The 18,983-nt window shown below is 55.3% G+C and carries 15 protein-coding genes and 1 tRNA gene; 5 read left to right on the top strand and 11 right to left on the bottom strand.

The window, feature by feature from the left end:
- Together QRN55_RS21800 and QRN55_RS21795 are read right to left on the bottom strand one after the other, a co-directional pair.
- On the bottom strand, positions 1-1,194 hold the full coding sequence (locus QRN55_RS21800; RefSeq protein ID WP_112501653.1) for an amino acid ABC transporter permease: 1,194 nt from the start codon (positions 1,192-1,194) through the stop codon (positions 1-3).
- A gap of 155 nt (positions 1,195-1,349) precedes the next feature.
- Positions 1,350-2,372 (bottom strand): amino acid ABC transporter substrate-binding protein, encoded by a 1,023-nt coding sequence (locus QRN55_RS21795; protein ID WP_111839036.1) that lies wholly within the window; start codon positions 2,370-2,372, stop codon positions 1,350-1,352.
- Positions 2,373-2,806: 434 nt separating this feature from the next.
- On the opposite strand from QRN55_RS21795, the gene QRN55_RS21790 reads away from it, so the two are divergent.
- Positions 2,807-3,994: a cystathionine beta-lyase gene (locus tag QRN55_RS21790; RefSeq protein ID WP_284778288.1), complete on the top strand. Its 1,188-nt coding sequence runs from the start codon at positions 2,807-2,809 to the stop codon at positions 3,992-3,994.
- Positions 3,995-4,035: 41 nt separating this feature from the next.
- Here QRN55_RS21790 and QRN55_RS21785 read toward each other — a convergent pair whose 3' ends face one another.
- The 3 genes from QRN55_RS21785 to QRN55_RS21775 form a co-directional block, all read right to left on the bottom strand.
- Positions 4,036-4,566, bottom strand: a complete 531-nt coding sequence (locus QRN55_RS21785) for a lipocalin family protein (protein WP_350225195.1) — start codon at positions 4,564-4,566, stop codon at positions 4,036-4,038.
- Between the two features lie 94 nt (positions 4,567-4,660).
- Positions 4,661-5,104 (bottom strand): VOC family protein, encoded by a 444-nt coding sequence (locus QRN55_RS21780; protein ID WP_284778287.1) that lies wholly within the window; start codon positions 5,102-5,104, stop codon positions 4,661-4,663.
- Between the two features lie 159 nt (positions 5,105-5,263).
- Positions 5,264-5,338: transfer RNA gene (locus tag QRN55_RS21775), tRNA-Glu, on the bottom strand.
- A 546-nt stretch (positions 5,339-5,884) separates the two neighbouring features.
- Between QRN55_RS21775 and QRN55_RS21770 the strand changes: the two genes are divergently transcribed.
- Together QRN55_RS21770 and gpt are read left to right on the top strand one after the other, a co-directional pair.
- Positions 5,885-6,766, top strand: a complete 882-nt coding sequence (locus QRN55_RS21770) for a GGDEF domain-containing protein (protein WP_284778286.1) — start codon at positions 5,885-5,887, stop codon at positions 6,764-6,766.
- 131 nt (positions 6,767-6,897) lie between these two features.
- On the top strand, positions 6,898-7,395 hold the full coding sequence (gene gpt / locus QRN55_RS21765) for a xanthine phosphoribosyltransferase (RefSeq protein WP_111839032.1): 498 nt from the start codon (positions 6,898-6,900) through the stop codon (positions 7,393-7,395).
- Positions 7,396-7,805: 410 nt separating this feature from the next.
- Here the strand turns inward: gpt and QRN55_RS21760 are convergent, their stop codons facing one another.
- From QRN55_RS21760 to QRN55_RS21745, 4 genes are all read right to left on the bottom strand, one after another.
- Positions 7,806-8,687, bottom strand: a complete 882-nt coding sequence (locus tag QRN55_RS21760) for a DMT family transporter (protein WP_284778285.1) — start codon at positions 8,685-8,687, stop codon at positions 7,806-7,808.
- A gap of 301 nt (positions 8,688-8,988) precedes the next feature.
- A complete protein-coding gene (locus QRN55_RS21755; RefSeq protein WP_233137936.1) occupies positions 8,989-10,176 on the bottom strand; it encodes a hypothetical protein in 1,188 nt (395 codons plus the stop codon).
- A 136-nt stretch (positions 10,177-10,312) separates the two neighbouring features.
- Positions 10,313-10,879, bottom strand: coding sequence for a GNAT family N-acetyltransferase (locus tag QRN55_RS21750; RefSeq protein WP_284778284.1), 567 nt, complete (start codon positions 10,877-10,879; stop codon positions 10,313-10,315).
- 469 nt (positions 10,880-11,348) lie between these two features.
- On the bottom strand, positions 11,349-11,852 hold the full coding sequence (locus QRN55_RS21745) for a P-loop nucleotide/nucleoside kinase family protein (RefSeq protein ID WP_284778283.1): 504 nt from the start codon (positions 11,850-11,852) through the stop codon (positions 11,349-11,351).
- Between the two features lie 810 nt (positions 11,853-12,662).
- On the opposite strand from QRN55_RS21745, the gene QRN55_RS21740 reads away from it, so the two are divergent.
- Both QRN55_RS21740 and QRN55_RS21735 read left to right on the top strand, forming a co-directional pair.
- Positions 12,663-16,463, top strand: a complete 3,801-nt coding sequence (locus tag QRN55_RS21740; RefSeq protein ID WP_284778282.1) for a vitamin B12-dependent ribonucleotide reductase — start codon at positions 12,663-12,665, stop codon at positions 16,461-16,463.
- A 129-nt stretch (positions 16,464-16,592) separates the two neighbouring features.
- Positions 16,593-18,041: a caspase family protein gene (locus QRN55_RS21735; RefSeq protein ID WP_284778281.1), complete on the top strand. Its 1,449-nt coding sequence runs from the start codon at positions 16,593-16,595 to the stop codon at positions 18,039-18,041.
- 195 nt (positions 18,042-18,236) lie between these two features.
- On the opposite strand, the gene QRN55_RS21730 is transcribed toward QRN55_RS21735, so the two are convergent.
- Together QRN55_RS21730 and QRN55_RS21725 are read right to left on the bottom strand one after the other, a co-directional pair.
- The gene (locus tag QRN55_RS21730; protein WP_111839025.1) at positions 18,237-18,437 is read right to left on the bottom strand and encodes a hypothetical protein; all 201 of its coding nucleotides are present in this window, start codon (positions 18,435-18,437) and stop codon (positions 18,237-18,239) included.
- 130 nt (positions 18,438-18,567) lie between these two features.
- Complete coding sequence (locus tag QRN55_RS21725; protein ID WP_277877902.1) at positions 18,568-18,696, bottom strand: hypothetical protein; 129 nt, start codon at positions 18,694-18,696, stop codon at positions 18,568-18,570.
- Positions 18,697-18,983: the final 287 nt, after the last annotated feature.

Raw genomic sequence — 18,983 nt, 5'->3', positions numbered from 1 at the left:
TTATCTCTCCACCAGCGCCATTTTCGCGTTGAACCAGTTCATGATCAGCGCGGTTGTCAGCGACAATGAAAGGTAGACCACAAGCCAGATGGCCACGACCTCGACGGCCTGCCCTGTCTGGTTGAGGATGGTACCGCCAACCGCCACGAGATCCGAGAAGCCGACGGCGACCGCCAGCGAGGAGTTCTTGGTCAGGTTGAGATACTGGCTCGTCAGCGGCGGGATGATGATGCGCATGGCTTGCGGCACGACGATGAGCCGCGTGATGTTGTTGCCACGCAGACCGAGTGCGCTTGCAGCTTCCGTCTGGCCCTTCGCAACGGCCTTGATACCGCCGCGAACGATTTCGGCGATGAAGGACGCGGTGTAGAAGGACAGCGACAGATAGAGCGACAGGAATTCAGGCGCAATGACCGATCCGCCGCTGAGGTTGAAGCGTCCGGCAACCGGATAATCGAAGGTCAGCGGTGCGCCCATCACAAGAAACGCCAGAACCGGCAGGCCGATGATGATGGCAGTGCCGACGATGCCGGTGCGGAATGGTTGACCCGTCTTCATCTGGCGGGCCTTGGCCCAGCGGTAGACGAAATAGGTGATGACGACGCCGACGAGGAAGGCCACCGGAATGAGCCAGGAGCCCTCACCCCACACCTGCTTCGGATAGAAGAAGCCACGGTTGTTGAGAACGGTGCCGAGAGGCAGCTGAAGCGAATCGCGCGCCTGCGGCAGAATGGTGATGACGCCCTTGTACCAGAAGAAAATGACCAGCAACGGCGGGATGTTGCGGAAGATTTCGACATAGGCCTGCGCCAGCTTGGAAATCAACCAGTTGTTGGACAGCCGCGCAATACCGACGATAAAGCCGATGATGGACGCAGTTATGATGCCGAGAAACGCCACCTGAAGCGTGTTGAGAATACCGACGACCAGTGCGCGGCCGAAGGTGCTGTCATTGCTGTAGGCGATCAGCGACTGGCCGATATCGAAGCCTGCTCTGCCATTGAGGAAGCCGAAGCCGGACGAAATATTGGCGCGCTGAAGATTGTGAACAGTGTTGGATGCAATCATCCAAACGAACAGCACGAGAAGAATGACTGTAACGACTTGATAAAAAATCGACCGCGCTTGCGGGTCGTAAATAATGGATGTCGCGCTTTTTGAGCTGGACTCCGGGTGGAGCGCTTTGCCTGCCATCGGCACCTTTCCCTCTGTGTGCTCTTTGCGAGCTTCTTTTAACTTATCGCATCGGCATCATGGTGCCCGAGCGTCGTTTTCGAGCTTCGGGCAGAAGCCAGTCGGGAGGCAGAGCGTTCGCCCCGCCTCCCGCGTAGAGATGCCGTGATCCGCTATTAGCGAACTGGCGGAGCGTACTGAAGGCCGCCCTTGTTCCACAACGCGTTCAGGCCGCGCTCGATCTTCAGCGGAGAACCGGCACCGACGTTGCGGTCGAAGACTTCGCCGTAGTTACCGACCTGCTTGACGATGTTGTAGGCCCATTCGTTGGTCAGGCCGAGGTCTGTACCGATCTTCGTGCCTTCTTCAGTGCCCAGAAGGCGCTTGATGTCAGGGTTGGCGGCAGACTTCTGCTCGTCCACGTTCTTCGATGTGATACCGAGTTCTTCGGCATTGATCATCGCGTAGTGAGCCCAGCTGACAACGTCGAACCACTGGTCGTCGCCCTGGCGAACGGCAGGTCCGAGCGGCTCCTTGGAGATGATTTCAGGCAGAACGATATTTTCGTCCGGCGTCTTCATCTTCAGACGGATCGCGTACAGGCCGGACTGGTCGGTGGTGTAAACGTCGCAACGGCCGCTATCGTAAGCGGAGGTGGCGTCGGATTCCTTTTCGAACACGACCGGGTTGTACTGAAGGTTGTTGGTCTTGAAGTAGTCGGCAAGGTTGAGTTCGGTGGTCGTGCCCTGCTGAACGCAAACGGCAGCGCCCGACAGCTCGAGAGCCGACTTAACGTTGAGAGCCTTCTTCACGACGAAGCCCTGGCCGTCATAGTAGTTGACGGTGCGGAAGTTGAAGCCGAGCGACGAGTCGCGGCTGACTGTCCATGTCGTGTTACGCGTCAGAACGTCGATTTCGCCAGACTGGAGAGCCGGGAAACGGTCCTTGGACGTCAATGGTACGAACTTTGCCTTGGTTGCATCGCCAAAAACCGCAGACGCGATCGCGCGGCAATAGTCAACGTCGATACCCGACCATTCACCCTTGTCATCAGGGTTGGAGAAGCCTGGAATACCGGAGCTTACGCCGCAGGTTACGAAGCCCTTGGACTTGACGTCTGCAAGCGTTGCGGCAGATGCAGCCGATGCAGCTCCGAAAACTGCTGCGCCAATGGCGGCTGACAGAAGTGCCTTTTTCATTTTTTCCCAACCTTTGTTTCTTATTTGTCATCGGAAGAAAGCCGCATATCTCGTGGTACGCGATCTGCTCCCCGCCTCACCTCCCGGTGCGCTCATCTATCACAATCGCAATTGCCGTCACGGTCAAGCCTCACCCCAAAGAATTGTGTCCAAAAAACGGATTTTTTCAAAAAGTGTCCCTTTTGTGGGCAAATGTCTAATAAATACGCTAAAACTGATTAAAAACTGCTCAAGCTGTCTGGCAGGTAGACCAAATTTTTCTCCATCATGATCGTCTTCCGTGCAATGCACGATCATTCGGCGTCATCCGAGGCTCACATTTGCGCCGTTGCAGACGATTCCCGCCCCGACACCTGTTTCGATAACGAAGTCTTGACCGCAACAGCCTTTGCGTCCCATTTTGCTGCCATCGATCACGTGAGAGACATTTCAGCATGACACCTAAGGACGGGCTTCCCAAGACCGCCGGCATCAACACGCGGCTGACCCATTTGGGCAATGACCCCGGCAGCTACCACGGCTTCGTCAATCCACCCATCGCCCGTGGCTCCACTGTGCTGTTTCCCAACGCGCAGACGCTGGTCAGCGAGGACCAAAAATACACCTATGGCACCCACGGCACACCGACGACGGATGCACTGTGCGAGATGGTCAACAGCCTCGAAGGTTCGGCTGGCACCATCCTCCTGCCCTCCGGCCTTGCTGCCGTTACGGTGCCGTTCCTGGCATATCTATCTGCGGGCGACCACGCGCTTATCGTCGATTCCGTCTATTACCCAAGCCGTCGCTTCTGCAACACGATGCTCAAGCAGTTCGGTGTCGAAGTGGAATATTACGACCCAGCCATCGGTGCAGGAATAGAGGCGCTTTTCCGTCCCAACACGCGGCTTTTGCATCTGGAGGCCCCCGGCTCCAACACGTTCGAAATGCAGGACGTGGCACTGATGTCCGAGATCGCCCATCGGCATGACTGCGTCGTCACCATGGACAACACCTGGGCGACCCCGCTCTATTTCAAGCCGCTGGACCACGGCGTCGATGTCTCCATCCACGCAGCGACGAAATATCCGGCAGGCCATTCCGATGTGCTAATGGGCTTTGTCTCAGCCAATGAAAAGCACTGGCAAAAGCTTGATCACGCCAACCGCGACCTTGGCCTCTGCGTCACCTCCGACGATGCCTATCAGGTTTTGCGCGGCATGCGCACCATGGGTGTGCGGCTGGAACATCATCAGAAAAGCGCGCTCGAGATCGCCCAATGGCTGGAAGCCCGCGACGATGTCGCGCAGGTGCTGCACCCTGCCCTCCCCAGCTTCCCGTCCCACGATCTGTGGAAGCGCGACTTCAAGGGCTCCAGCGGCGTCTTTTCCTTCGTGCTGAAGTCGGAGTCCGGACGTTTCAAGGAAACGTCGCACGCGTTCCTCGATGCGCTCTCTCTATTCGGCCTTGGCTTTTCCTGGGGTGGCTACGAGTCTTTGGCCGTTCCGGTCTCTTTGCGCGACCGTACGGTGGCGAAGGGCCCGACGGAAGGCCCCGTCATTCGCCTGCAAATCGGCCTGGAAGACGTGGCGGATATCAAGCGCGACCTCGAGGCAGGCTTCGCCGCCGCAGCAGCGGCCTGATAAAATAAGGGCGGCCCCGATGTCACAGGACCGCCCTTATATCAAAACTTCGGAAATTCCAGCTTGGCCGTATCGTAACCCAGTTCACCGGCTTTTTTCACCATTCGCGCCAGTTGCGGCTTGGACGGCACTTTGCGCGCGTAGATCCATAGTTTTTCCATCTTCGGATCGGCGCTGATGAACCAGCTGCGGTCGGGAGACTGGTAGAGCACCCAGTAATCCCAGGTGATGAACAGCGGATAGCGCACTCTCAACTTGGCTTTGGTCGTCCGGGCATCGGTCAGCGTGCCCACGCCTTCAATCGTCTTCAGCTTGCCCTGCGGTATTCCCTCGCGACAGCCATCCTGAACCTTCACTTGGTTTGGCGCATCGCCTTTCGAGTAGACCGTAAAGCCTGCCACGCAGCCATCCGTCAGCCACATCGGCGTGCGGCCGATTTCCAGCCATTTCCCCTGATAGTGCGACATTTGCGTTTGCACCACCGGTGCCTCCGCCTTGGCTTCTTCGATAAGGCAGGCACTCAGCCCGCAAAAGGCCAGCGTAGCTGCAAGCGGGCGAAGGAAACTGGTCATGGTTAACGCTCCGTTAATTCTGTTTGCAGAACAACGCCAATCCAGCTTCCCGGTTGCATGGCCCGGTATCATGAAACCGTGTTCGATAGCGGGCTCAGCCCGTCACAGGCCGACCGTCGGGATATTCCGCCGGTCCCTTGATTTCCAGCATGTTGCCGAAGGGGTCGTATATATAGAAGGAGTGCCCCATTCCCCGCGCCCCGCCATGCAGCGCCTCGCGGTGGATTTCCACGCCGTGGCTTTCCAGATGCGCTCGCAATGCGTCATGCTCGAAGGGCCCGGTCGCGATGCAGATATGGTCCACATTGCGTCCCCCCGCCACCGGCGGCGCCGCCTTGTGCCCACCCGGATGGGTGATATCCCACAAAACGATCAGCGAAGCACCGCACCACACCTGCTCCATGCCCAGCGCCGGATAGGTATAGCCGGGTCGGCAGCCCATCACCTCATGATAGAACCGCAACGCCTTCTCCATATCGTCCACCAACAGAACGACGTGATCTATCCCGACAAGTGAAAATGGTACGTCTGATGTCACTGATATCTCCTCCCGAGTCTTACGGAGGCCAGCTTCATCGATCCACGCAAACAATCAACCCGCAAAGTTGGGGGTCAATATCCTGCAGATAATCCGTCGCAAGAACGAAAAGATCGCAACGTCAGGATTGAGATTTAATGTGGGGAGAAAACACTCAAGTGGTACGCCCTAGGGGAGTCGAACCCCTCTTTTCAGAATGAAAATCTGACGTCCTAACCGATAGACGAAGGGCGCGTACACTTGTAGTGTGGCGCCCTTATAGTCAGAGGTTTTCGATACCGCAAGCGAGAAAATGCGCCTTTTGACAAAAAAATGACGGACCAGCCCAAAGCCCCTGCAAAACAAGGATTCCCTTTTCAAAACAGAGGGTTATTTTGCCTGTGGAAACCGGATGTGATGTGTTGATGGGGCATCAAGACGTTTGGGAGTCAACGAATCTGGCGAAACAGTCTTGGGCGTAGTGCATATGAAAGCACGGCCCCCACTGCCGTCATGAGAAGGAATTTCAAGCACTCGCCCCAGTAGCAAGCCACAGAAAAACCCTGCATGCGGCCCGATTTGATATCTGGAATTGAAAATACAGAACCAAAACACTGAAAATTACTGGCATGGTCACGGAATTGCTGTTTTTCCCGGGAGATTTTATCTCATACTAAAATAATGCCCTACAGCTCGCTCAAAAATTGCGGCTGGGCTGGCGAAAATGGTGATGTTGCCATTGGCGGCCAACCAGCGGCAAGGATGGGATAGACTGTGAGAAAGACCGGAGAAGGTTATAGAATGCCGAATGAAAGAAGACCCGTCATGCCGAATTTTCGGCGGTCCCTGATCGCGAAGATTTTCCTCGTCTCCTTTCTCAGCGTGCATGTCCCTCTGATCGCCCTGATCGTTTTCCTGCTGTTCGGCTTCGATACCGGGCCGGTGCCGGTGTTCACCCTTATCCTCGTGGCCACGCTCCTCGGCACCGCCGCGTGCCTTTATGCCATCTGGCACTTCATTCGCCCGCTGCATCATCTGGCCGGAGCGCTGCAACGCTATCCTCAGGACAAGAGCGTGCTAAAGCTTCAAACGACAGGCAATGACGAGATCGCCATCGTCACGGACGCCACAAAGTCGATGCTGTCGCAGGTCGAAGAGCTGGCAAAACAGCTGAAGCATCAGGCCACCACCGACTTCCTGACCGGACTTGCCAACCGTCGGCGACTGAGCGAACAGGTGCCTGCCATGCAGTCCCAGGCGGAGCGCGCCGGAGAACCCATCTCGATCGTTCTGTTCGACCTCGATAATTTCAAGCTGATCAATGACGATTACGGCCATGATGTCGGTGACAACGTCCTGATGATCGTCGGAGAGATCGTAAAAGATTCCCTGCGGCCTTATGATCTGGCGGCCCGTATCGGCGGCGAGGAATTCTGCATCGTCCTGCCGCGCACCTCGGGCGAAGATGCCCTCACCATTGCCGAGCGTCTGCGCGCCGCCTTCGAGGCAAGCTACCTCGATCCCCTGCCCAAAGGCCGCATCACCTGCAGCTTCGGCGTGGTGCAGGCAGGGCCCGGCGAGCGTTTGCAACAATTGCTGCGCCGTGCCGATACCGCGCTCTACCGCGCCAAGGATGCAGGCCGAAACCGGGTTATCGGCTCGTTTCTCGGCAGCAATGGCTGATTTGGCGCCGGGGTCTTGAGGCCCCGGCACCAGAAACCGCAGGAAGAATGGCGTGATTTGCTTGCGTTCCACGCTTTCTTCCCGCTATTAGCCAAAGCCATCGACAATTTTGACCAGATGGTAGACACCTCATGTCCCTTCCCGATAAAGCCTTTCCCGTCTCCTGGGATCAATTCCACCGTGATGCCCGTGCCCTTGCATGGCGTCTGGCCGGCCTGAACCAGGAGTTCAAGGCCATCGTCTGCATCACCCGCGGCGGCCTCGTTCCGGCAGCCATCATCTCGCGCGAACTCAACATCCGCCTCATCGACACCGTCTGCATCGCCACCCGCCATGACTACGTCAATCAGGGTGATACGCTGCTGCTCAAGGGCATCTCGCCGGAACTGATGGAAAGACAGGGCGAAGGCATCCTCGTCGTGGACGACCTGACCGATACCGGCAAGACGGCGCTCGAAGTGCGCGAAATGCTGCCAAAGGCCCATTTCGCCTGCGTCTACGCCAAGCCCACCGGCGTCCCCACCATCGATACCTTCATCACCGAAGTCAGCCAGGACACATGGATCTACTTCCCCTGGGACCTCGGCTTCACCTATCAAGAACCCATCGCCAAGGGCGCACCGGGCTGAGGTTACGGACGCTTTATGGATTTGAAAGGGCTGCCTGAGGGTGGCCCTTAACTCAAAGTCGATAGTGGCGTTAAATCATCTCGCTGTAGATATGTTTGAGACGCGTTATACGCGCTCATCTGTTGCGAACCTTTGAAATCTAAGATGTCGAGAAACTGTCGATTTAATTGTGGTTACGTCAAAGGTGAAAGTCCGCAATTGGCCCAAAGCAGACATCTTGTCGCCGTCTCAATGCACCAACTAATGTCGCCTAGATGCTTTCGAAAAATCTAAGATCGCCGCCGAGACCTCTTTTGGCTTACCTTGCTGAAGCGAATGGCCCGCCACAGGAATGGTATGCGATCCACTCAGATTGGGAACAAGCGTCGGCATTTCCGCGATGATCTTTACTTCGCAGCATTTCTCAACCATCAACTCGGTATGGATTCAATTTTCTCGGCGTTAGGTCGTCGCAGGTTGAACAGATTACCAAACAGGATCAAACCCGCGCCGACTGCTGTGAAGCCGTCTATCGCCTCGGCATACAAGAAATACCCGAGTACAGCGGATAATGGCACTCGCAGATAGTCCATAGGCATCACAACTGTGGCGTCTGCATGGGCCAAGGCCTTGGCCATGCAAAAGTGGGCAAATGAACCAGCAAATGCGAACAGGACTATCCAGGGCCATGTTGAAGCCGAAGGCCAAAGCCACACGTTCAGTGCCGGAACGAGGCCGATGATCGATTGGATTATGAGCATCCAGAAAATGATCTTCGTGGCACTGTCGGAGCGCGTCAGCGCCTTTGTGGAGATGAAAGAGATTGCGAACGCGAAGGCAGCTCCCAGCGTTATCAAATGGCCTGGATTGAGAGGCGCTACGCCCGGACGCACAATTAACGCGACGCCCGCCAAGCCAAAAAGGATGACGATTCCCTTCCGCCATGTCAGTCTCTCGTTCAGGAATATGGCAGCAAGGAAAGCAGCCCAAATAGGCGCAGTGAATTCAATCGATATGACTTGAGCCAATGGGATTAGCGTCAATCCCATTAACCATGCATATTGTCCCACGTAGTGAGCAACGTTGCGGCCGATGTGCCTGGGCAGGATACTGGTTCGCATCGCCCGGATTCCGCCCTCTCGATAAACCAGTGGCAACAGCATAAAAAAGGCGATGATGGAACGCATTTCCATGACTTGGAAGACGTCAAGCTCGAGTGTGATGATACGCCCCGAAACGGACATTAGAAGTATCAACAACAAAGATGCCACCATCCATGCTGCCGCTTTGGCGGTCGATCGACTGTTATCCATGTAGCGGGCTTTCAAGTTTCAAGTGATGGCTGGGGATCAATTACCAGCGATAGATCACCAGGAACGTTTCTCGGAGGCACGGTTTTCCCCTAAACTATTGCAGTGGAAAAGTCATGCAGCGGCGCTGCTGGTACTCATCGATCGCAATTTCCTCAATTGGCGCATTGCCGCCAAGGCTGCATTTGGCCCGTTGCGGACGTCGGCCGTCGCAAAAATTGGCCGCGAAACTCTGAGTTTTGCGACCGAATTCTGCGACGGAAATTCCCTTTTGATTTCTGCGGTGGCCGATCTGTCGCGAAACTTAGGAGATTCGCGACGGCGCATCCTCGCCTCTATCGTAACTGAAGCGCGCGATCCGTCCCACATTATCACGCGGAATGGGCCATAGCTCGGCCCAGAAATGATCGCCAGCGTGGTCGATCAGCCTGTATTTGGAAAATCCGCGCGGTAGATTCACGTCGACCAACGCGCCAATGTCCATGTCGAACAGTTTCTGCCGTCCCTTCCAGGGATCAGTCGTCTTGTAAACGGAGGAAAGAATGCAGAAGCGGCCGGATGCGGTAAACCTACCTTCGATGCCATATTTCTTCTCGTCGCCCGTGCGCGTGTAGTCCTGCATGAATGGCAGCGATTTTACCCGGCCATCCGGGCCAATTTCCGCGATGCCGCTGCATGGATACCCATATTTGGGCGAGTCACCGTGTCCTTTGGTGTAGACGTAAACGCGGCCGGCACGCAGCAGCGCCTGGTTGATATAAGGTCTATAAGAGTGGAAGAAATGATGATGCGGAAAATCCTCGGCGACCAGTTGAAGAAGATCGTCGCCTGTCGGGGCTTTGAGCGGATCGGAACTGGTGCCGAACAAACGCTTCAACAGTGAACCGCCGCCACTTGGCGCAGGCGCGACCGGAAATGCGGACCAACTTGCCGTTCGATTCTCGATGTCAACGGAAAGGAACGCCAGCCATCGTGTCGATGACGCCGCCTGTAATGGCACCGCGATGACATTGCCCTCCGCGACCGGGTGAACCGCGTAACCGGGGTATAGGGCGCCGGTCTTATCCTCATGGACTCTCACTCTTCCAAGAGGTTGCGCAATTTCAATGGCATAGGGCTCATGCGTTTGCGAGGCTGGCACCAGCAGGGCGCGGTCGCTGCCCGTGAGGTACAGCGTTGAATCGCCGATCGGCACCGCGACATGCGTGTTAAACGCGGCAGCGTCGCCATGCCGTATGGGAAAGTGCCGCGCCAGATCGCGAACAAGCACCGCCCCCGAGGCAATAAGATCGATCTGAAAAATCTCATCCCCGCGATCAATAACCCGCTTGGGCTCGAACCACGTCGAACAGCGGATCGCCAGTCGTCCATCCGCCATAGCCATAGGATTGAGGAAGTAAAAATCCTTGACCCGCGATTCTGAAACGCCGACGCTCGCAGCGATGGTCGCTTTGTCTATGACGTACTCCTGCTCCAGATGTAGGTCGATCACAATTACCTGCTTATGTATGCGTTTAGTTCCAACTCCAAATTTGCGACGTCGCAGAATAGCGAGTTTTGCGACAGCCGCAACGTCCGGTGTTGGCGCAAAGCAGTTAGGATATTCATAGCGTAAACTATTCAGATATTTAGGCGGTGCGGGAATTCCATTCCGTTGCTAGAACGGCATAGATGTACTCATCTCCCCACACATCTCTGAAGCGGTCGTTCTGGATCAAATGTGCTTCCCGACGCAGTCCTAGGCGTTTCACCACACCGACGGAACCGGCGTTTGCCGCATCCAGTCGAGCGAAAATTCGGTGAAATCCGAAAGAGGAGAAGCCTGTGTTGATCATAGTGGCAACTGCTTCCGACGCATATCCATTTCCGGCAAAGGCTGGATTGAAAATGTATCCAACCTCGCCCTGCAACGCATCTATATTTGCCAGTTTTAACAGCACTTCACCCATCAGCGCATGGTCGTCCTTTCGCTCAACCGCCAGTCGATAGACGTCGCCATCATGATCGAATGGAGCATCCAATAACCTCGAGAATTGCTCTTGCAAAGCATCTCCCATCGGAGGTGCCGCGTAGAGATAACGGTAAACCTCTGGCAGAGAGTGGTACACAGCATAGTCGGGGAAATCACCGCTTACAAATTCGCGCAGGATAAGGCGGTCAGTCGACAGCGGTAGGCGTGGTCTTTGAAATTGCATCAAGCATCCAATCTGATCGCTTGCCCCATCGCCAAAACTTGGATGAAAGCAGTCGTTTTTTATGGCCTCTAAATAAGGTCGTCTTCCGCTATTAACAATGACCGCTCTTGGCGCAAAACTGACGTCTACAGTTGGCCCGAAGCGGTCATAGATGTGACCTGATAGATATCTTCACGTTACGCTAAGGCGAGTGCACTACATCACTCTCCTTAAAAGTAGAATCTTGGGCAAGAGGGAGAAAATGGTAGACCTGCACGATATTATCGTATGCTTTTTTATCGCCTCTATGGCATCCGGCGCATTGTTGCTGAACCGCTTTATTTATCCGTTTTGGTTTCCCTATCTTCCAAACTGGAAATCCGCATACATCGCATCAGTCTTGGTTTTTGTAGGCTTATTTTTTTCGCTTCTGTTGAGCTGACGAGGAACAACTGCACTTCGCGCGATGACCGCTTCTGGCCCGAAGCGGTCATTCGCCCAGTTTCCTCACGATCTCCACAACACTTTGTTCGACAGACAGAAGGGAGGTATCTATGCGCAGATCGGGTATCCAAGCCTCATAGTGCCTGTTCTGGATTGCCGCCCACGATGGCGGGGATAGTCCATCAACAGAGGGTAGTCTTGTCTCGGCGCGATGACGGTGGACCGCAGCATCGGAGCAAACGATTTCGACCTCGATGAATTTAGTACCAGACTCAGCGGCTACGTCTCGAAATGCATTTCGAGTTGTAGGTAAAGGATTCACGGAGTCTGCGATCACCGTGTGCCCGAGCCGCAGGTTATCGGTCGCCAATCGATAGACTGTCACATACCCGCTTGGGCCAACACCCAGCCCTTCCGCTAATGGTGCGGATGTACGGATTGCCTGCTCGACTGTGTCCACTCTCAGATAAAGCGCTCTAATTCTCCGCGCCAACGCTTGAGCAACGGTGCTTTTTCCTGATCCAGACAGTCCGCCAAAAATTATAAGCATTGTTCCTCTCCGCCCCGCCAATGCTAACCTAACGAAATTGACTTTCGATGTCTCCTATTGGCGCACAGCGAACGCGCTGTCGCGAATTTCCTGGTCTTAACGAAAAAATGAGAACCCCACGACCGATATTTGCAACGGAAAGCATTCCATATTTCAGGTATTAAGCCCGGCCTGCGAACGGCCCTTTTAGGTTTGTAAAGGCCTATCTGCTGATGCACCGCTAATTGTGGAAATCAGGTTCTGTTGCTTGTACACCACACCGAAAAAAACGAAAAAACGCGATAAATCTGCCATCCGTAACGTAAGGTAGTCGGCGTCGAACTTTCTAAAATTCATCCAAGTGCCTGAATTTTATAGGTGCTTTTTCTTTCCCCGTTTTCCACAGCCGCCCCACACAATATCTTGTGGTTAACAAACGCTTGCAAACTAGGCCTTGACGGAATCACCACATATCCGCAAGGTAATGCTCATGTTGCGGCGGCAACGGAATCAGGTGTTCCACCTTCGGTTCTCATCAGTTTCAGTTCACGCGTTTGTCTTGCGTTCCGGCCATGAGGGGGTGAGCGCAATCGGCTGTCTGTGAACTGGCTTTGCTGCCAAAACAAAATGCGGGATATATGGCGACAACAAACTGTTAATACTATATATAGTATGCTTGCAGCCGAAATCACCACGAGATAGAGGAAGCGTCATCCAACGGATGATGGTTTCACCGGCAACACAACAAACCGGCGGCGCGCGATAAGGTGCGACGCTGGAGCGATTTTTTGCGCCCTGCCCATAGGCGCCCAAGGACGAGGAACAAAGACAATGCGCATCGAACGCCGCTTCACGAAGCCCGGCCAGTCTGCCTACGCGGAAATCGAATTCCACAAGGCCGTGAGCGAGATCAAGAACCCGGATGGTTCCATCGTTTTCCGTCTGGCGGATATCGACGTTCCCGCGCAGTTTTCCCAGGTTGCGACTGACGTTCTGGCGCAAAAATATTTCCGCAAGGCAGGCGTCCCTGCCCGCCTGAAGAAGGTTGAGGAAAACGACGTTCCTTCCTTCCTCTGGCGTTCCGTTGCCGATGAAAAGGCAATGAAGGACATTCCCGAAGACGAGCGCTACGGTTCTGAAATCGATGCGCGTCAGGTGTTCGACCGTCTGGCCGGTACATGGGCTTACTGGGGCTGGAAGGGCAAATATTTCTCGACCGAAGAAGATGCGTCCGCCTTCAAGGATGAGCTTGCCTACATGCTGGCCACCCAGCGCGTTGCGCCGAACTCTCCACAGTGGTTCAACACCGGCCTGCACTGGGCCTATGGCATCGATGGCCCCGGCCAGGGCCACTTCTATGTCGATCCCTTCACCGGCAAGCTGACCAAGTCCAAGTCGTCCTACGAACATCCGCAGCCACATGCCTGCTTCATCCAGTCCGTCGAAGACGATCTGGTCAATGAAGGCGGCATCATGGACCTGTGGGTGCGTGAAGCACGCCTGTTCAAATACGGCTCCGGCACCGGCTCCAACTTCTCCTACCTGCGCGGCGAAGGCGAAAAGCTGTCGGGCGGTGGTCGTTCCTCCGGCCTCATGAGCTTCCTCAAGATCGGTGACCGCGCAGCCGGTGCCATCAAGTCCGGCGGCACCACCCGCCGTGCGGCCAAGATGGTCGTCGTCGATGCCGATCACCCCGATATCGAAGCCTACATCGACTGGAAAGTGAACGAAGAGCAGAAGGTTGCCGCCCTCGTCACCGGCTCCAAGATCGTTGCCAAGCACCTGAAGGCCATCATGAAGGCCTGTGTCAACTGCGAAGCCGATAACGGCGATTGCTTCGACCCTGCCAAGAACCCTGCCCTGAAGCGCGAAATCCGCGCTGCCAAGAAGGACATGGTTCCTGAAAACTACGTCAAGCGCGTCATCCAGTTCGCCCAGCAGGGCTATAAGGATATCGAATTCAAGACCTACGACACCGATTGGGATTCGGAAGCCTACCTCACGGTTTCGGGCCAGAACTCCAACAACTCCGTGTCACTGAAGGATGACTTCCTGCGCGCCGTGGAAGACGATGGCGACTGGAACCTGACCGCCCGTAAGGACGGCAAGGTCATGAAGACGCTGAAGGCTCGCGCGCTCTGGGAAAAGATTTCCCACGCCGCATGGGCATCGGCTGATCCGGGCCTGCACTTCAACACCACCATGAACGACTGGCACACATCGCCAGCCGCTGGCCCCATCCGCGCATCAAACCCCTGCTCGGAATACATGTTCCTTGACGATACGGCCTGCAACCTTGCCTCGCTGAACCTGCTTCAGTTCAAGGACGCCAAGACAAAGAACATCGACATTGCCGACTACGAACACGCCGTTCGTCTGTGGACCGTCGTTCTCGAAGTTTCCGTCATGATGGCGCAGTTCCCATCCAAGGAAATCGCCGAACGCTCCTACGAATACCGCACGCTCGGCCTCGGCTATGCCAATATCGGCGGCCTGCTGATGTCCTCCGGCATCCCATACGATAGCGATGAAGGCCGTGCGATTGCCGGTGCCTTGACCGCCATCATGACCGGCGTTTCCTACGCAACATCGGCTGAAATGGCTGGCGAACTCGGCCCCTTCCCGGGCTTTGCACCCAACCGCGACAACATGCTGCGCGTCATCCGCAACCATCGCCGCGCCGCTCAGGGCCTCGCCTATGGCTACGAAGGCCTGTCGGTAAATCCTGTGCCTCTCATCCATGCCGATTGCACGGATGCAGACCTCATCACCCACGCGGTTGCCGCATGGGATAAGGCTCTGGAGCTTGGCGAGAAGAACGGCTACCGCAACGCCCAGACCACCGTCATCGCGCCGACAGGCACGATCGGCCTCGTCATGGATTGCGACACGACCGGCATCGAGCCTGATTTCGCACTGGTGAAGTTCAAGAAGCTGGCCGGTGGCGGCTACTTCAAGATCATCAACCGCGCTGTTCCAGAATCCCTGCGTTCGCTCGGTTATTCGGAAAGCCAGATCGCCGAAATCGAAGCCTACGCAGTCGGCCACGGCAACCTCAACCAGGCACCTGCCGTCAACCCATCGACGCTGCGAGCCAAGGGCTTTACCGACGAGAAGATCGAAGCCGTCAACGGCGCGCTGAAGGCCGCCTTCGACATCAAGTTCGTCTTCAACCAGTGGACGCTCGGCGCCGACTTCCTGAAAGATACCCTGAAGGTTTCCGACGACCAGCTCGCCGACATGAGCTTCAACCTGCTGGAACATCTCGGCTTTGCCAAGAAGGACATCGAAGCGGCCAACGTGCATGTTTGCGGCGCGATGACGCTGGAAGGCGCACCGTTCCTGAAGGACGAGCATTTGCCTGTGTTCGATTGCGCCAACCCTTGCGGCAAGATCGGCAAGCGCTACCTCTCGGTGGAATCCCACATCCGCATGATGGCGGCAGCGCAGCCCTTCATTTCGGGTGCGATTTCCAAAACCATCAACATGCCGAATGATGCAACGGTGGAAGATTGCGGCGCAGCCTACATGCTGTCCTGGAAGCTGGCGCTGAAGGCCAACGCTCTCTACCGCGATGGTTCCAAGCTGTCCCAGCCGCTCAATGCATCGCTGGTCGAAGACGATGACAACGAAGATGCGATGGAAGAGCTGATCGCTCAGCCACAGGCCGCCCAGGCCGTCACCATCACCGAAAAGATCATCGAGCGCGTTGTCGAGCGTGTCAGCCGCGAGCGTGAAAAACTGCCGAACCGCCGTCAGGGTTACACCCAGAAGGCAGCCGTGGGTGGACACAAGGTCTATCTGCGCACCGGCGAATTCGGTGACGGTCGCATCGGCGAAATCTTCATCGACATGCACAAGGAAGGCGCTGCTTTCCGTGCAATGATGAACAACTTCGCCATCGCCATCTCGCTCGGCCTGCAATATGGCGTGCCGCTGGAAGAATATGTGGAGGCCTTCACCTTCACCAAGTTCGAGCCAGCCGGCATGGTCATCGGCAACGATGCGATCAAGAACGCGACATCGATCCTCGACTACGTCTTCCGCGAACTCGCCGTCTCCTACCTCGGCCGTCACGATCTGGCCCATGTGGATACGTCCGACTTCTCGCAGACGGCACTCGGCAAGGGCATCGAAGAAGGCAAGACCAACCTCGTCTCCACCGGCTGGACCCGCGGTTACAAGCCAACGCTCGTCTCCAACACCCCCGAGCGCGCCTCCTCCGAGCCCAAGGGTTCGGCAACAGCTGCCCCTGCCCGCGCCTCCGGCACGGTCACGCAGATCTCCGGCAACACGGTCCGCAAGCTCGAACCCACCGTCGCCATCTCCACCTCCGAAGTCGTCGCCTTCAAGCGTGACTACGAGGAACGCGCCAAGGAATCGGTAGAGATCGAAGAAGGCCTCGCCACCGAATCCGAACAGGCCGCCACCGCTCTCTTCTCCGACAAGGCAGCAGCAGACGCCGCATCGGCCAAGACGGAAGCCAAAAAGAAGGAAGCCGAACGCCGCATCCGCTCGATTGCCCAGGGCTACACGGGCAACATGTGCTCCGAGTGCCAGAATTTCACGATGGTGAGAAATGGGACTTGCGAGAAGTGCGATACGTGCGGCGCGACGAGTGGTTGCAGCTGATATAGGTGCTACATTAAAGAGACATCTTTTATCAAAGAATCATTTCAGGCGGCTCGTAACCGCCTGAAATGATTTATGGGATCAAATCGACGCAAACCCAAGGTACCTATATCGTTGCTGGAGAGAAGTATGTCTTCTACCGCCATTTTAATAGGAAATGCGAGCTACCAAAGCGAGAATGACCTGCCGTGCTGCCAACAGGATGTCGAGGCAATGCACGACCTACTAAATGCGACCGGCAGGTTCGATCACATAGTTGACTGCATTAACGTTGATGCTGATGCAATGCGCGACGCTGTTCGAAATGCCCTGCCTGCAGAAGAAAAGAAAAATGAAGTTTTTTTCTTTTTCTCTGGTCATGGCGCACAGATTGAAGGTGAGTTTTATTATTGCGGAACAACCTTTGACACTAGGCGGCCCAATGAAACAGGTGTGTCGCACTCGGAGCTCCATGGGCTTTTTAGAACAGCTTCCCCTACCACTTTGGTTGTTGTGATAGATGCCTGCTACTCGGGAATGCCGTTAGTCAAGAGAGAGGTGCCACCACCCCCTTTGGTCAAAGACGGCTTCAGTAACGTTTTTCAGTTCTCTTCATCCATGAACGATCAGACATCGATGGGCGGGATTCCTCTCAGCGACTATACACGTGCGTTTATCGAAGCGAGCATTCGCAAGACAGAGGGAGCGATCTTCTACACTGACCTTTCGAACACTTTGCGAGACAACTTCATACACAATAACGGTCAGACTCCTTTCTTTGTCTATCAGGGGACTGGTCGCGAAACTTTAGTAGATGATGCCAAGACGTTAGACGAATTTCGAAAACGAATAATGCTGCAACTCGGCCAAGCTGAGGCCAATCACAGTGACGCACCTTTCGTTACCGATGCTGAAAGCGACCACGAGGATGTGGCAATAACGACCCCGCCATCGCCGATGCAACGTCTTTTAGCAGCAGAAAGTCGGATCGGCTCACCGCTACAGGTCAAGGAACTGATAGGAAGTCTGTTTGATGGACTGAAAGAGAACCTTAGTAGTCCGAAGTTCTCAGAGTTTTTTGATGTAGAGATCAGTGAGTATCCTCGGTACTACGAGAAAATTAGCGACGAATTTATGATCCGCGTCCTTTCACGCGAAAAGCGTCCTGATAGGCTTGTGACAGCTGAGATCAAAAGAGAGAAACGCAAAAATAACCCTTGGGAAGCTGCTAGTTTCGGTTTACTAGAGGCATTACGCCACGACTATATCGACCGTTTCGACCTAGAACTAAACTGCTCTTTGGAACGGGCTCAAATCAAAATAAGCCTGATCCCAAAGTTTAGAACACTTCAACGCCTCATGCTTGTAGTTAGTTGTGCGCCCAGCCTCCAAAATTGCTACGTATTTGAGATGGTCATAAAACATCCAAGAACAGACTGGGATGCTTTTAGTTCTGAGGGAGAGGAGCTTGTTAAACGATGGTACACTTTAAGTTGGGATGACCCGTCAGTATCGCTAGTCGATAAAATATGCGAAGGACTAATCACCAGTGTTGAAAATCACATTGATGAAACGACCGAGCGTCTTGCAGATCGATGAGTATTGACTTCGGATAATATCCCACAATACTCTCAGCTGTTCACTAGTCGTGACGAAATGCAAAGAGCACAGCGAACCCCTATCTCTCCCCCTGTGGGAGAGATAGCAATTTCAACATCTTAGCTGAAAGCTAAGTGTTAGAAATTGCCAGTGAGGGGTCCTACCCCACCCACAAACAGAAAACGAAACCCAACCCTACATCCGCCGCGCTTCTAGCCGCCGCTTATCCCGCTCGACATATTCAAAGCCCATGCTCGTCAACCGGAACTGTCGTTTCTGAAATTCGCCGCGAATCTGGATGAAGCCCTGCTCTTCGGCTTCGAACAGCGTCTTTAGCCCCGTGCCTTTCGGTGGGGTCTGCCAGTCGGTGCCGACGGCGGCGTGAAGCAATACCATGATCTTGATAATGGGAGGTCTCCATGGCTGGTACGGCCAGCCGTGTTGCGTCGCGAAACGTCGTCATCTGCTAACCGCCCACTCCGGCATCCGAAGTGCGGGTGCCGGACGGTGGTGATGCAGCCTGGACTTATTTCTTCTTGGTGGTGCTTTCGCTGGCTTTGACCTGCGAACCGAGTGTCGGAGCGGCAACGGGTGCGGCCTTGTCCTTCTTCGGTTTTCTGACTTCTTTGTTGCTGCGAACTTGACCCTTGGCCATTGGATTCTCCCGGTTTGGTCCCGTAACTTAGCCGCCATATGGTGGCCAAACGCAAGAGATTTCTGATTGCACCCACCATGTGAGATGCTTTCGTCGGCGCAGTTGGCCACCCCTCACCTGAAAACCCTATGAATTGGCATCGCTCATCATGATTTTTCGACCGTTTCGGTAGACCCGGGATGATCGGGAGGCGTAACCCGCCTGTCATGATGAACAGAGTACGCCGCTCACCCCCCTCTGCCTTGCCAGGCATCTCCCCCTCAAGGGGGGAGATCGGCAAGAGGCGC

The organism is Agrobacterium sp. lyk4-40-TYG-31 (assembly GCF_030209855.1).
Lineage (GTDB): Bacteria > Pseudomonadota > Alphaproteobacteria > Rhizobiales > Rhizobiaceae > Agrobacterium > Agrobacterium vaccinii.
The sequence above is the reverse complement of the archived record's forward strand: the minus strand, read 5'-3'. Positions and strand labels throughout refer to the sequence as shown.

Excerpts from the sequence above, each read along its gene's own strand:
- QRN55_RS21800 (WP_112501653.1), bottom strand. The coding sequence starts at position 1,194 with ATGGCAGGCAAAGCGCTCCACCCGGAGTCCAGCTCAAAAAGCGCGACA.
- QRN55_RS21795 (WP_111839036.1), bottom strand. The coding sequence starts at position 2,372 with ATGAAAAAGGCACTTCTGTCAGCCGCCATTGGCGCAGCAGTTTTCGGA.
- QRN55_RS21790 (WP_284778288.1), top strand. The coding sequence starts at position 2,807 with ATGACACCTAAGGACGGGCTTCCCAAGACCGCCGGCATCAACACGCGG.
- QRN55_RS21785 (WP_350225195.1), bottom strand. The coding sequence starts at position 4,566 with ATGACCAGTTTCCTTCGCCCGCTTGCAGCTACGCTGGCCTTTTGCGGG.
- QRN55_RS21770 (WP_284778286.1), top strand. The coding sequence starts at position 5,885 with ATGCCGAATGAAAGAAGACCCGTCATGCCGAATTTTCGGCGGTCCCTG.
- gpt (WP_111839032.1), top strand. The coding sequence starts at position 6,898 with ATGTCCCTTCCCGATAAAGCCTTTCCCGTCTCCTGGGATCAATTCCAC.
- QRN55_RS21760 (WP_284778285.1), bottom strand. The coding sequence starts at position 8,687 with ATGGATAACAGTCGATCGACCGCCAAAGCGGCAGCATGGATGGTGGCA.
- QRN55_RS21750 (WP_284778284.1), bottom strand. The coding sequence starts at position 10,879 with ATGCAATTTCAAAGACCACGCCTACCGCTGTCGACTGACCGCCTTATC.
- QRN55_RS21745 (WP_284778283.1), bottom strand. The coding sequence starts at position 11,852 with ATGCTTATAATTTTTGGCGGACTGTCTGGATCAGGAAAAAGCACCGTT.
- QRN55_RS21740 (WP_284778282.1), top strand. The coding sequence starts at position 12,663 with ATGCGCATCGAACGCCGCTTCACGAAGCCCGGCCAGTCTGCCTACGCG.
- QRN55_RS21735 (WP_284778281.1), top strand. The coding sequence starts at position 16,593 with ATGTCTTCTACCGCCATTTTAATAGGAAATGCGAGCTACCAAAGCGAG.
- QRN55_RS21730 (WP_111839025.1), bottom strand. The coding sequence starts at position 18,437 with ATGGTATTGCTTCACGCCGCCGTCGGCACCGACTGGCAGACCCCACCG.
- QRN55_RS21725 (WP_277877902.1), bottom strand. The coding sequence starts at position 18,696 with ATGGCCAAGGGTCAAGTTCGCAGCAACAAAGAAGTCAGAAAACCGAAG.